Genomic DNA, 14,019 nt, shown 5'->3' with positions numbered 1-14,019 from the left:
AATAGTTAGGAAAGCGTTAACCTTTAAGAATTTGACTCATAAAAAGGAGCCTCATGAACAAGCCAGACATCGCAACCATAATCGACCTCCATTTTGAAGAATTAACCGAGCTCGAGCAAGAAATCGCTCGCTATTTTTTACAACCTGAAACGATCCAAGATGATCTTTCTTCTCAGCAAGTCACCCAGAAATTACACATCTCCCAAGCAGCATTGACCCGCTTTGCCAAAAAGTGTGGTTTTACAGGCTACCGAGAATTCGTCTTTCAATACCAGCATCAGGCTAGTAAACCGGACACTCATTCCCACAAACATAGTCCTTTGACCAAACGTGTTTTGCGAAGCTACAGTATCATGCGAGAACAAACGCAGGATTTGATTGACGAAGAACAACTGGAACGCGTCGCCCAGTTAATCGAAGATGCTGAGCGTGTCTACTTCTTTGGAACAGGTAGTTCCGGTCTTGTCGCTCGTGAAATGAAATTGCGTTTCATGCGTCTGGGTGTGGTCTGTGAAGCCTTAACCGATCAGGACGGCTTTGCATGGACGACCAGCATCATGGATGAAAATTGTCTAGTACTCGGTTTCTCACTTTCTGGTACAACTCCTTCTATTTTAGACAGTCTATTAGACGCAAAAGAGATGGGGGCCAAGACCATCCTCTTTACCAGCGCTCCAAACAAAAATAGTCAGGCCTATACAGAAACCGTTCTTGTTGCCAGCCACAGCCAGCCTTCCTACATTCAACGGATATCCGCTCAACTCCCCATGCTCTTCCTTATAGATTTGGTTTATGCCTACTTTTTGGAAATCAATCGTGAAAGCAAGGAGAAAATCTTTAATAGCTATTGGGAAAATAAAAAACTCAATGGCTATCGTAGACAAAAACGCGTTAGAAAATCCTAGTTTGGTTGAACCAAACTAGGATTGTTTTGTCTTGAAATGATAGTAGGCTCCCAACATCCCTGCTGTATTTTGGTGATGGGCAAATTCTAATCGTGTTTTTTCAGCTAGGCTTGGTACCAAGGCCGCCTTCAAGGCTGCGCGAATCTTCGGTTTGAGGATAGCTTCTTGCCCCATGATACCGCCACCGAGAATGACTACTTCTGGATTGGCAACGTAGCAAATATTTGCCAGACCTTTTCCTAGATAGTCTACCATGCGGTCAATCCCAGCCATACAGATCTTGTTTCCTTCGGTAGCTTCCTTGAAAATACGTCGGCCATTCCACTGGTCAACTGGATCACCGTGAGCTGCTGCTACATACTCCACCAAGGCTGTCGTAGAAGCCAAGTCTTGGAAAGCTCCATCCTGCATGTGCATGTAACCGACTTCGCAGGCCGAATTGCTAAATCCATGGAAGACTTTCCCATCCATAATCAAGCAACCACCGATACCTGTTCCAATGGTCAAGCAAAGAGTGACACTCGCTCCCTTGCCTGAACCAGATACTGCCTCAGCTAGACCTGCACAGTTGACATCATTTTCAATTTCACAAGGAATCGCAAAACTCGTCTCGATTTCCTTTTTGAACTGGGTTCCTGCATAGTTGGGAATCTGAGGACCAGCGTAGAAAATCTCACCCTTATCAGGATCCACCATCCCTGCCGAAGAAATGGCAACACCTGCAACTAGGCCTTTTTCTAAATAGCTGGCTACGATATCTTTTGTCTTTTGTAAGATATGAGGACCACCCTTATGCGCCTCAGTTGGCATTTCATGCGATTCAACAAGTTGGCCTTCTTGGTCAATCAAACCATATTTGATATTGGTTCCACCGATATCAATTGCAACGTAGTGTGTCATAAATACCTCCTTATGGATTAGAGGAAGCGCTCCTTGGTTTCACGAATCAATTGCGCTGCTGCTTCTACAACTGGTCGATCTTCTTCAGTCACTGGCGTCAATGGTGAACGGACTGATCCAATGTTAAGTCCTTCATTGATCTTCAAGACTTCCTTAATCACACCGTACATATTTCCATGTGCAGAAGTGAGCTTACCAATGATTGCGTTGATAGCGTATTGCAATTCACGCGCTGTTTCCAAGTCTTTCTCAGCAATCAACTCATTGAGTTTCAAGAAGAGTTCTGGCATCGCACCGTAAGTACCACCGATACCAGCTTTAGCACCCATGAGCCGTCCACCTAGGAACTGTTCATCTGGACCATTAAAGACGATGTGGTCTTCTCCACCAAGGCTGACAAAGGTTTGGATATCTTGAACTGGCATAGAAGAGTTCTTAACACCGATAACACGAGGATTCTTCAACATTTCAGTGTAGAGACTTGGAGTCAAAGCAACACCTGCTAATTGAGGAATGTTGTAGATAACGTAGTCTGTGTTTGGAGCTGCAGAACTGATATCGTTCCAGTATTTAGCAACTGAGTATTCTGGCAAACGGAAGTAAATCGGTGGAATGGTTGCAATGGCATCTACACCCAAGCTTTCTGCGTGGCGAGCAAGTTCCATACTATCTTTGGTATTGTTGCAGGCAACGTGAGCGATGATAGTCAATTTGCCCTTGGCAACTGCCATGACTTCTTCCAAAATCAATTTGCGATCTGCCACACTTTGGTAGATACATTCACCAGAAGAACCATTTACATAGAGACCTTGAACTCCCTTATCAATGAAGTATTGGACCAAGGCGCGCGTACGCTCTGGACTGACTTCTCCTTGATCATCATAACATGCGTAGAAGGCTGGAATGACACCTTCGTATTTTTTCAAATCTGACATAGATTTTCTCCTAAGATTTCTTTTTTCTGCTGAGAGCAGTTCTATTTTTACAAGTTTAGTATACACCTTGTGAAAATCGCTTTCAATATCTTGTATACACTTAGATTTTAGTTTCTACTTGTATTTTAGAAACTGTAACGATTGAAAGTAGTTTCAGAAACAAGCCATCCTACTGGTATTTGGCGAAGATTTTCTCCATCAATCCTGCTTGGAGAAAGACTAGCAAACCAAAACCAAAGAGGATAAAGGCTGACCCACCCAAAAGGAGAGTGAAGGCGGATAGATAAAGAACCATCACTATGAGAAAGAGAATGGCTAACATGAGGAAGAACCATGGAAAGTTAAAACTTGCCAAGATAAGCCCTTTTTGCAGCACTTCTTTCCAAGACAAATCATAGCGCGCAGCGATGGGATAACTAGCTAGCATCACCAGAGTGAGGAAGATGAGAATCCCCAAACAAATAGCTTTCACAACCTGGAAAGGCAAAGCTGTCTGGCCCCAGAAGAGATAGAGATCTAAAAAGCTTAATGAGACAATGCCCAACTCTAGCAAACCTAACTGAAGCCCCAGTTTCAGATTTTGCTTGAAAGCTCTTAGATAGGTTCTGAAAACTGGAACTCGTCTGCTTCTCTTAATCTCAAACATGGTCTCGTAAAGGCTGATTTTCGCCACTCCAATCGTCACAATGGGCAAACAAGAGACGACAAAAAGAAGATTGACTGTCACGATATCCAAGACCTTCTCACTGAAACGCATGAGAAAATTATCTGTATCAAATGCTGCCTTGATAAGGCTTACTCCTTTTTGTGCCATGTTTGCTCCTCCTGATTCTTTTAATCAATCAAAATTTTAAAGAGATACTTGCGAACTTTTTCTTCCATCCCTGCGTAGCCATTTGGCTGGTGTGGTTCTCCTGGGAAGAAAATTGCAAAATTGTGATAGCCCAACAAGAGTGGGTATTTTTCATGACAATGGACAAAGCCAATGTCGCTCGCTTCGTCGAATGCTACTGCTTCATCTTTGATACGTGAACCGTAGCTCGAATATTCATGTCCTTCTACCAGCAAATGCAAGTCTGCATAATTCTTATGGTGCTCAAATTGATCATTTTCAGCTTGATTGAGGACATTTTCCTGAACAACTAGAAAGACCTTGTCCCCGTCAATCTCATACTTACCGAGTTCGAAAGAATTCTTACGGTGCTGATAGAGATAGTCGATAGCCTTGTCTAGATTGGGATGAATCCCCTTGTAAAAGTAGATGTTTTTCAAATCGTCAAAAATCATACTGTTTCCTTCGTTTCTGATAGTTAACTAAAATCATAAATTAAGTTGATAAGTGTCTGACAAAACTTCACGAAGTAACTGCATACTCTCCATTTTGTAGACACTTATGAAACTATATTTCTCTTAGTCTATAACATATTCTTCTGAATTTTGATAGACAGTTTTTCCTATACTCAATGAAAATCGAAGAACAAACTCGGAAGCTAACCGCAGGCAATACTTAAGTATAGCATGGTAACGCAGACGTAGTTTGAATTCAATTTTCGCAGAGCATTATCCTTTAACAGCTCCCATAGTGATACCCTGAGTGAAGGATTTTTGGAAGACTAAGAAGACTGTTACGATTGGCACGGCTGCAAGAGCTGCACCAGCCATGATCAAACCATAGTTGGTCGCCATTTCGGCCTGCATGGTCGCAACCCCGAGTGAGATAGTCAAGTTTTGACGTGAAGTCAACATAACCAACTGCATGAAGTAGTCGTTCCAAGTATTGATGAAGGTAAAGATTGCAAGGGCTGCAAATCCTGGTTTCACAATAGGGAAGGCTACGCTCCAGAAGGTACGAATTTCACCACAACCGTCGATTTTAGCTGATTCAAGCAATTCTGTCGGGATATTTTCACTGAATTGTTTCATAAGGAAGACCCCAAACGGCCATCCGATCAAAGGCAAGATAACTGCCCAGAGAGTATCGTGAATTCCCATGAAGTTGACGATACGTACCAATGGTACAAGGACAACTTGTTTTGGAAGAGCCATGGCAGCGATAAAGACTGCAAAGAGGATGCGTTGACCATAGAAACGTTTTTTAGCCAAGACATAACCTGCTAGAGAAGAGGTTGCACAGACTAGGAACATGGTTACCAGTGAGATAAATACAGAGTTCCACATCCACTGCATAGCAGGGTTTTGCACCATGAGTTGTTGGAAGTTCTCCATGGTTGGCATTTTAGGGAACCACTGTGGCGGAATCATAATGGTATCAGGCTGTGATTTGAAGGCCCCTGTCAAGATCCAGTAGAATGGAAAGATGAACAGTACGGTCAACAAGAGCAAGATAATCGTTGAAATAACAGTGAAAGCTGTTAAGGGTTTCTTTTGTGTAGGTTGCATAACTGTCTCCTTTCTTTAGTATTCTACGTCGTTTCCGAGGATCTTGAATTGAGCAAAGCTGACAATGGCAATCATCACTGCCAAGAAGACACCGATGGTATTTGCATAGCCGTATTCTGTCAATTGGAAGGCTTTTTCATAAAGGTAGTACATCAAGGTACTTGTTGAGTAGTTTGGACCACCAGATGTCAAGAGCTGAATCAAGGCGAAACACTGGAATGAGTTGATGGTTGTGATGATCGCGATGTAAAGAGTTGTTGGAAGAAGGCTAGGCCATTTGATCTTCCAGAAGACTTGAAATTCAGTCGCACCGTCAACACGCGCTGCTTCAACAAGTGAGTTGTCAATATTTCCCATGGCAGCGATATAAAGGATAATCGGTTGACCAACAGATGTTGTCAAAAGGATAATCATAATCGCTAGCAAAGCCCAGTTTTTGTCACCCAGCCAAGAAATATTTTGGCTGATGATGTGGCTTGACTTAAGGACAAAGTTTAAAATCCCTGATAGGGGGTCATAGATCCATTTCCATACAACCGTTACGGCAACACTACCTGTAACTACAGGAAGGAAGAAGACGAAACGATAGAAAGAACGGGCAATCGCATTTTGATGATAGGTTTGAGATGCTACAAAGAGAGAGAAGAGAACTACAATCGGAACAGATCCAATAACCAGGATAACGGTATTGATCAAAGACTTCATAAAGACCGGATCTTTAAACATGCGAATGTAGTTGTCCAAGCCCACAAACTCAAATTTAGTCATGGAGTAGTTAAAGAAACTTGTAATGAATCCCATAATCATAGGAGCCAAGACAAAGATGACAAAGAAGAATAACACTGGTGCTAGGAAAGCGTAGGAAATCACTGTTTCCCGCATACGAATTTTATTGACTTTCACAGTCGGCACCTCTCTTTCAAATAGAATAGTTTTTGATTTTCTTGAACTGTTTTAAAACCAAAATGAAATTTTTTAAGATTCGCTTATGTAAGAACTTCATTTTAATTTCGTGACAGTTCCTACCATTTCAAACAAAAGTCCCCCTTTTCTTACACCATAGTGCACAGGGAAAAGGGGGGAATCAATCTGACTTAGTGCTTATTGTTTTGTAGCTTTTTTGATGGTTTCGTTAGCTTTTTCGGTGAAGGCTTTCAAAGCATCCGCTGGTTTTTCGTCACCATTTGATACAGATTGCAACATTGGGAACCAAAGTGTTCTCATTTCAGCAAATCCATCAATAGTGTTGTAGTATGGTGAGTAGTATTTAGTCCAGCTGCTGATTGTTTCCATACGTTTGTCATCATAAAGTTTGCCAAATGATGTACGAACTGGGAAGGCACCTGTACGAACTACGTCTTTAGGACCCCATTCTTTGTCATCTGCGATGAATTGAACGAATTTCTTAGCAGCTGCGATTTTCTTATCGTCTTTGTTGTTAAATACTGCAAATCCGTTTACAAGGTATTCAAGAGATGGTTTACCAGAGTCTGATGGGAATGGTACTTCTACCACATCTACCTTACTTGCTTCCAAGAGCTTCGCTTGGATACCGTTTTGAGCTGGTGCCCAAAGGATTGTGTATGAAGTTTGACCGTTGGCAAAGTTTTGGATGTCTGCTCCACCGTCAAATTGTGAACCGTTGTTCAACAAACCGTCTTTAATCCAGCTAGCAGCTTTTTCAAGACCTTTGACGAATTTAGGATCGTCTGTTGTATATTTGGTTACGTCTTTGTCTGTTACAGAACCGCCATAAAGGTTTGCGATGAAGGCACGTGTTCCTTGGTCTCCCCCTTGACCAGAACTGAACAATGAACCTGGTGTATAGCCTTTATCTTTAAGCGCTTTCAAAACTTTTTCAAAGTCATCAGTTGTCCAACCTTCTTTTACAAGGTTTGCAACTCCAGCATCTTCCAACATTTTCTTGTTCATAGCCATGTAGAATGGAGCTGAACTGATTGGATACATGTAAGCTTTGTCTCCAGCCTTACTTGCTTGTACGATGTTTTCGTTGTTGACATCTTTGATGAATTCGTCTGTGAAGAGGTCGTTCAACTCAGCCAATTTACCATTTTTACCGTATTGGATGATACGCCCTGGTGCGTCAAAGAGTACGTCTGGCGCTGTCCCTGCTTCGATGGCTGTTGTGATCTTTTCAGGACCTGACTTGAAGTCGATGGTTTCCAATTTCACTTTTACATCTGGATTTGCTTTTTCAAAAGCTTCGATGATTGATTTTTCATAAGTTCCAACACCGTCACCCGTTTTTTCTTGTGTGAAGACTGGGAATGCCCACCAAGTGATTTCTGTTTTTCCGCTATCGCTACCAGAATTTCCAGCATCTTTACTTCCACCAGAGTTACCACAAGCAGCAAGGCCAAGAATCGCAGCACCCGCAAGTACTGTACAAGCTAGTTTTCTAAATTTCATTTGTATTCTCCTAATTGTTAAGCGTATCCATATTGGATAATGAGCAAGTTTATATTTGTATACGTTTTCATTTTATCCGACGCATCGACCACTCTCCTCTGTTTTGAGATTGTGTTATTTAAGACCGGCAACAAAGCGTTCCGTAATCTCTTTTGGTCTAGTAATCGCTCCACCAACAACGATACCTCGCACTCCATATTCAAGGATTTGCTTGGCTTGTTCTGGTGTGTGAATCTTCCCTTCAGCGATGACATCCACACCTGCTTCACACAGTTTTTTGATCAGTTCAAAGTCTGGACCATCTACTTTCGGACTATAAGAGGTATAACCTGATAGGGTTGTTCCAACAAAATCAACACCTGCTTCAACCGCTGCAATTCCTTCTTCAAAAGTACTGGTATCAGCCATCAAGAGTTGATGCGGATATTTTTCTTTGACTTGTCGGATAAAGTCTTGGATTTCCAAACCATCGTAACGTTCACGTTTGGTACAATCCAGAGCAATGACCTCAATATCTAGTTCAGCCAGTTCATCCACTTCTCTCATCGTAGCTGTAATGAAAGGCTCCTGTGGCGGATAGTCACGTTTGATAATCCCGATAATCGGGAGTTTCGTAACCTCCTTGATCTCCTTGATATCGCGAACACTGTTTGCTCGGATACCGACTGCTCCACCTTGCTCAGCCGCTTTGACTAGCAAGGGAATGACTCCTCCCGCTTCTGTATAAAGCGGTTCGTGAGGAAGTGCCTGGCAAGAGACAATGATTCCATCTTTGATTTGTTCAATCAAGGCTTCTTTGCTGATCTGTGGCATCCTCTTTCCTCCCTTTCTTGTTCTTATGGGCTTATTATATATTATTTGTTAAGCGCTTTCAATAGCTTGTGATAGAATAGATTTCAGTTTCAAAAGTATTTTATAGAACAGCCGTTCCTGAAAGTAGTTTCAGGCCTCTTATGATTTCGAATCAACCTGAATGTCATCAAAAAAGATAGCAGGCTTGAAAACCTGCTATCTCTTCTGAAACTTACTCAAAAAGCTCTTGCTTATTATTCTTTTCTCTTCTTTCCAAATGCAAAAAGTGATAAGAGGACGCCCGCAAGGCCAAGGGAAATTAGTGAGCTGGTTTCCTTGCTTCCCGTATTTGGAAGTTCATCTTGTTTAGCTGCTGGCGCTTGATAGGTCACATCTTGGCCTAGAGACAGTTTGTTGTCTGCAGCTGCCAATACTATATTGGTGTCTCCCTTGTACTCTGGCACTTCATGGACTGCTGCCTCAGCGCCATTGACTCCACCCTTATACTCTGGCAGGTCATTTGAAGCTGCCAAGACAAAGTTAGCACCTCCGCTATATTCTGGAACCTCGTTTGAGGCTGCTTGAACTGCATTCACTCCTCCTTTAAACTCAGGAATCTCATGGACTGCTGCCTCAACTGCATTGACACCACCTGTGAATTCTGGTTTTGCTACCGTTGGAGCCGGTTCTTCACCTACCGTTGCCAATGGACCGGTGTACTCTGGTACCTCTGCCACAGCCGCTCCTTCTGCATTTACACCACCTGTGAATTCCGGTTTTTCTACTGTTGGAGCTGGTTCTTCACCTGCTGTTGCCAATGGTCCAGTGTACTCTGGTACCTCTGCCACAGCCGCTTCTTCTGCATTTACACCACCTGTGAACTCTGGAACCTCATGGATAGCAGCTTCACTGCCATTAATACCATCGCTTAGTTTAGAGCCAGCTAAAGAAACTGGTAAATTGTGCATGCTTTCAATTGTACCCTCTGCAAGACCTGTAATCCTTTGACCCATATCCTCTGGATCTATTGTGAATAGGAGAGTTTTTGTATCGTACTGGGTCATAAAGGTTGCTGTCTTGCCATTTGCCAATTGAAGGGTCGGAGCCTTGTTGACCAATACTTCCGAATCGAACTCCATGGCAATAATACCTGGCCATTTTTGGATAGCATATTTCACTTTTGCTTCTTTAGGAGAAATTCTTTCCTTAGTCAAGAAATCCCAGTTGAATTTCTTGAAGGAAAGTGTGTATGGAACACCTCCAGGAGCATGGTGTTCGTATAAAAGTCCAAATTCATCTGGCCCGATTTGTTGAAGTGAGTTATAAGCATACTCACCTTCTTGAATCAAATGGTGGTGCAACCAAGTTAGCTGGCCATCTTCTTCTACACGAGCCACTCGAATATAACCATTTTTACGACCTGGACCATTTGCATTTGCCAAGAGAATATACTCTTTACCATTTTGAACCGTATGAGTCGCAGCCATTTGAACATAAACATCTGGAACATCGTAGCGTTCAACGTTATTGTCCCAAGTTAGACCACCATCATGACTGGTCGCAACCTGTAGATCTTCTGTCAACCCACGCATAAAGAGTTTGAGGTCCCCATTGTTTAACTGAACAACTGAAGCTTCCGTATTTTGAGCATAATAATTACTCATGGTACTTGAATCGACTACTGTACCATCATAAAGTGTACGATTGTCGTTGACACCACCACCCATATGCCAAGTCTTACCATGGTCGTCTGAGTAGATGATTCGAGATGATTGAGAACCATTGAGGTGGTTAGCCCGGTTGGTTGTATAGACAGGAACGACGATTCGACCTTTATGTGGTCCAGTACGAAGGGTAATCCCCACTCCAGGACCTACTCCTAGGAATTTCATCCAATCGGCTTTGACCATCGGAGTAATATCTTGAGGCGCTGACCAGGTCTTCCCGTCGTCATCGCTGTAAGACATCCATAGGTAGCTATCCTTCGCAATTCTAAATGGAGAAGTTTTGTTTGTTGTGAAGTAGATATTGCCTAGTAGCTGGTCACCCTTGTATAGATCACCCTTGTCGCTATAGGCTGGTTTAACAGGATCTACAACAACGCGGTAGTCTGTTGCTTTACCATCTGGAGTGTAAACTGTACCATTTTCTCGAATAGTATAAGCTTCCTGTTCACCTTCTCGATAGAGGAGTTGATAGGTTTTACCATTGATTTCTTTGTAGGCTTCTTCTTTTTGCGAAGACATTCCAAAGATCCCTTTTCCTTCTGGGAACATGTCATAAATGGCAAAGATGCGTTTGGTTTCAGGATCTTGAGTCAAGGTCATATCGATATTCACTGGTGAACCGATTGATGGGTCAGAAGCTCTTGGATTGTCACGTAAGTTGGTAATGGTTACTCGATCTCCCCAAGTTTTACCATTATCTTCACTGCGTCTAATGACCATACCGATATCACCCCAGTCACTCGAATGGAGACGGCGTTCATCTGCACCTGCAATCAGCGTTCCTTTATCAGTCTTGAGAAGAGCTGGAATACGATAACTCTTGATGCCATCTTTGTTTGGTTGGTTATGCATTCCCCCTTCAAAGACATCTTCTTTCTCTGAGATTTTCGCGCCCTCAGGAAGTTTCTGTTCCAATTCACCTCTTTCAAATAATTGACTCCGTGTTTGAACTTCATCTGGGCTTAAAGCACGATCATAAACAGTTAGGTTTCGAACTTGTAGGTTTGATGCCCAAACTGTTTTATTGCCCCGTTTGGTTGCTCCAAGTTGAGCTTGATTAACATCTGGCATATCTTTGATAAAGTTACCAGATTTTAGACTTGTTCGGGATAAGACACCGTTCACATAGAGACGAACTCGACCATGAGGTAACTCCGCTGTCGGTTGTTCGACAGTAAAGGTTACGGAATTCCATTGTCCAGGGCGAACTTTCAAAGGAGCATCTGTATACTTATCATAGAACTGCTCCCCGTTAGCGCCACGCCCTTCAATAAGAGCTGTATTATCAAGGACCGACATAGTAAAGTACTCATTTTCCTTGGTGTCACTGGATACAGAGAAGAGATTGTAAAAGCGTGGAGCTGATGCATCTGGTTTAAACTCCATGTGAACTGTAGCATTTTGAAGCTTCTTTAGTTTGTCTAGTTCACTTGATAAATCGACTCTCTGACCATTTGCTGCATTGGTTTCAACATCTTCTTTTTCAAGGACAGGATTAGCATTTTTTAAATCTCTTGAGTAATAGTCACGAGGAATAGCCCCCTGATCCTCTGATTTCGCTTCCTTATTTGCTTCTTCTGCAGGGGTTTCCGTAGAGGATGGAGTTTCTGATTCTGCACTCTCATTTTTTTTCAAATGATCTTGGTCCACCTCAACGCCATTGTCTTGAGCTGCTGCCAATTTACCAGCCAAATCCTTATCCAAATGAGCAAGATCTCCCGAGGACACTTCTTTTGGCAATTCTGATAATCCTTGACCAGGTTCGACAGTTTCTGTATTGGCCCCTGCTGCATTGGCTTGCTCTTGAGCTAAGACTGGATTTGCTCCAAATACTACTGTACCAATCACTACCGATGCCGCCCCGACTGCAAATTTTCGAATTCCGTATCGCTGTTTCCGATCTAAAGATTTGTAATTCATGTTTGTCCTTTCATTTTTCATAAAATAAAGCGCTTTCTTTTTTCTTTAAAAATTTTTATTGTCTCTTCAAGAGACAAGTTTTACAAGAAAGTATCCAACTTAATGAGAGCTCCCAATCCTCTCCCATTTCTGCTGAGCCATTCTTTAAGCGTCCAGCAGCCTTTTTCCTCCTTTCACAAGTGACTTTTCCTTTATTATACAATAAAGTCTTATATTTATATCTGTGTTCCCACAGAATAGATTTTACTTTTAAGAATATTTTAATATTTTAAATTTTCTAAAAGTACTTTCAGGTTTAGGACATAAAAAAGAGAGCTCCTGGGCTCTCTCATTCATTATCTTACGTACTTAAAAGGAATCTCACTACCACAGAGCCAGTTATAAACCTGGTCATTGACAAAAACATTCATGGCTTCGTGAGCATACTCAGGCATGATGCGATAGGCCTTGTCGCAAGTCAGACGGTTGTATATCGCAAACTGGGTAATAGGATAGCAAACATCGTCATCCAAGCCCGTAATCATCTTGACCTCTCCTTTGATACGATGGGCAAGATTCTTCACATCAATATAGGCAAGGGTCGCCATGATTTCCTCCTCTGTTTCATGGAAGGGATCGTGGAACTTGAAATAACGGAAGAGTTCGTCATAGGCTTCACTGGTATTGCCAATCTCGAGCACCCGTCTAAAGTCTGACAAGAAAGGATAGATGGCAACTGTTTTCTGAATTCGAGGATTGAGCGCTGCTGCAACCAGAGCTAAGGCCCCTCCTTGTGACGCACCATAGCTGGAAAGTTTTTTCTCATCTACCTGAGGCAGACTGGCAATAATTTCAACCAACTGGTAAATATCCAGATAGACATCCTTATAAAAGAGGTGGTCCCGACCTTCAACAGCACCACGGATGATATGCCCCTTAACCGTATTTCCTAGTGGAGAGCGCAAGCCGTCTTGAGAATAGCCCGACTGGCCCCGCACATCCATGGAAACAACACCGTAACCAGCCACAGTATAGGCCAGCATATCAGCCCAGTCCCAGCCACGTCCCATATAACCATGGAAATGGAAGATTAACGGAACTTTCTCCTCACTCTTTGGAAGGACGACGCGTGCGTAGACCTTGCCTTCATTTGTTCCCTCAAAGTTTAGCTCATAGCACTTGACTTGGGGAATATGGAAATCTCTTTCCTCCAACTGGCAGGCTGGAAGAGATGAAACTTTTTTGACCTCTTCATCCCAGAAAGCATCAAAATCTTCTGGAACCTCATCCCGTCCTAGATAGGTCTTGATTTCTTCTAACAAAGCTGGATTTTTCATAGCATGCTCCTTTTGTTTTGTAATCGCTATCATAACTCTAGCATATCTAGGAAAGCAATGCAAGAAAGAATGCTAAATAGAAAGTGATTTTAGATTCTCTTTCCTCAAACCTATCGCCTGAAAGTAGTTTTAAAATCTTAAACTTCTAATCTTCCGTTTTACATATGATCCTTCACAGCAACTGCTACCATTTTGGCTTTGGCACGGACTTTAGTAGCCACTGTCATCTCCATAGCAATAATTGCTTTTCTTTCCCCTAATTCCTCCAGAGTAGAAGTGACCACAATTTCATCTTCAATTGGACTAGGACTAAGGTAATCAATCTCCAAGTGAGCAGTAATAAAACGTCCTATCACAGTTGATTTCGTCAGTTCCAACCCTTTTTGATGATGGGCAAACCAAGCTGCTGAGGCCGTGCCATGGCAATCAAAAATAGTCGCTATCATTCCTCCAAAGACATTTGATGGAACTCCACCAGTATAAGCATTTTCAAGCTTTATCCGACTAATACAACTTTTTCCATCTATACTTGGATAGGTTTTTAAATGTAAGCCTAAATCATTCTTGGGACCACATCCCCAACAATGCTGAAATCGTTCTCCATACCTATCTTGTATAGCAATCGTTCTTGTTTCTAACATTCTTTTCACTCCTCTTTACTCAGATGGGGCAATTATATCAAGCTTCAGTCAAA

12 protein-coding genes are annotated in these 14,019 nt (G+C 42.3%); 1 reads left to right on the top strand and 11 read right to left on the bottom strand.

The genetic code is table 11. The features are described from left to right. The first annotated feature begins 53 nt into the window (after positions 1-53). Positions 54-905, top strand: coding sequence for a MurR/RpiR family transcriptional regulator (locus tag EKB01_RS00615; RefSeq protein WP_007521197.1), 852 nt, complete (start codon positions 54-56; stop codon positions 903-905). A gap of 15 nt (positions 906-920) precedes the next feature. On the opposite strand, the gene EKB01_RS00610 is transcribed toward EKB01_RS00615, so the two are convergent. From EKB01_RS00610 to EKB01_RS00560, 11 genes are all read right to left on the bottom strand, one after another. Beyond that, entirely contained in the window at positions 921-1,805 is an 885-nt protein-coding gene (locus EKB01_RS00610) for an ROK family protein (RefSeq protein ID WP_007521195.1), read from the bottom strand. A gap of 17 nt (positions 1,806-1,822) precedes the next feature. Next, complete coding sequence (locus EKB01_RS00605; protein ID WP_007521192.1) at positions 1,823-2,740, bottom strand: dihydrodipicolinate synthase family protein; 918 nt, start codon at positions 2,738-2,740, stop codon at positions 1,823-1,825. Positions 2,741-2,909: 169 nt separating this feature from the next. Then, on the bottom strand, positions 2,910-3,554 hold the full coding sequence (locus tag EKB01_RS00600; RefSeq protein WP_033584404.1) for a DUF624 domain-containing protein: 645 nt from the start codon (positions 3,552-3,554) through the stop codon (positions 2,910-2,912). A gap of 20 nt (positions 3,555-3,574) precedes the next feature. Continuing rightward, positions 3,575-4,027, bottom strand: a complete 453-nt coding sequence (locus EKB01_RS00595) for a YhcH/YjgK/YiaL family protein (RefSeq protein ID WP_033584402.1) — start codon at positions 4,025-4,027, stop codon at positions 3,575-3,577. 273 nt (positions 4,028-4,300) lie between these two features. Continuing rightward, positions 4,301-5,140 (bottom strand): carbohydrate ABC transporter permease, encoded by an 840-nt coding sequence (locus EKB01_RS00590; RefSeq protein ID WP_001183243.1) that lies wholly within the window; start codon positions 5,138-5,140, stop codon positions 4,301-4,303. Between the two features lie 15 nt (positions 5,141-5,155). Continuing rightward, positions 5,156-6,022 (bottom strand): sugar ABC transporter permease, encoded by an 867-nt coding sequence (locus EKB01_RS00585; protein WP_161800156.1) that lies wholly within the window; start codon positions 6,020-6,022, stop codon positions 5,156-5,158. Between the two features lie 219 nt (positions 6,023-6,241). Beyond that, a complete protein-coding gene (locus EKB01_RS00580) occupies positions 6,242-7,570 on the bottom strand; it encodes an ABC transporter substrate-binding protein (RefSeq protein ID WP_033584399.1) in 1,329 nt (442 codons plus the stop codon). 114 nt (positions 7,571-7,684) lie between these two features. Continuing rightward, positions 7,685-8,383, bottom strand: a complete 699-nt coding sequence (locus tag EKB01_RS00575) for an N-acetylmannosamine-6-phosphate 2-epimerase (protein ID WP_001135660.1) — start codon at positions 8,381-8,383, stop codon at positions 7,685-7,687. A 233-nt stretch (positions 8,384-8,616) separates the two neighbouring features. After that, a complete protein-coding gene (locus EKB01_RS00570) occupies positions 8,617-12,009 on the bottom strand; it encodes an SIALI-17 repeat-containing surface protein (protein ID WP_167265253.1) in 3,393 nt (1,130 codons plus the stop codon). 335 nt (positions 12,010-12,344) lie between these two features. Further along, on the bottom strand, positions 12,345-13,325 hold the full coding sequence (locus tag EKB01_RS00565; RefSeq protein WP_167265689.1) for an acetylxylan esterase: 981 nt from the start codon (positions 13,323-13,325) through the stop codon (positions 12,345-12,347). Positions 13,326-13,483: 158 nt separating this feature from the next. Further along, positions 13,484-13,966, bottom strand: coding sequence for a hotdog domain-containing protein (locus EKB01_RS00560; protein WP_000894825.1), 483 nt, complete (start codon positions 13,964-13,966; stop codon positions 13,484-13,486). Positions 13,967-14,019 lie beyond the last annotated feature (53 nt).

Source organism: Streptococcus sp. CCUG 71758, assembly GCF_011714815.1.
Taxonomy (GTDB): Bacteria; Bacillota; Bacilli; order Lactobacillales; family Streptococcaceae; genus Streptococcus; species Streptococcus halitosis.
This window is presented reverse-complemented; position numbering and strand designations above follow the sequence as displayed.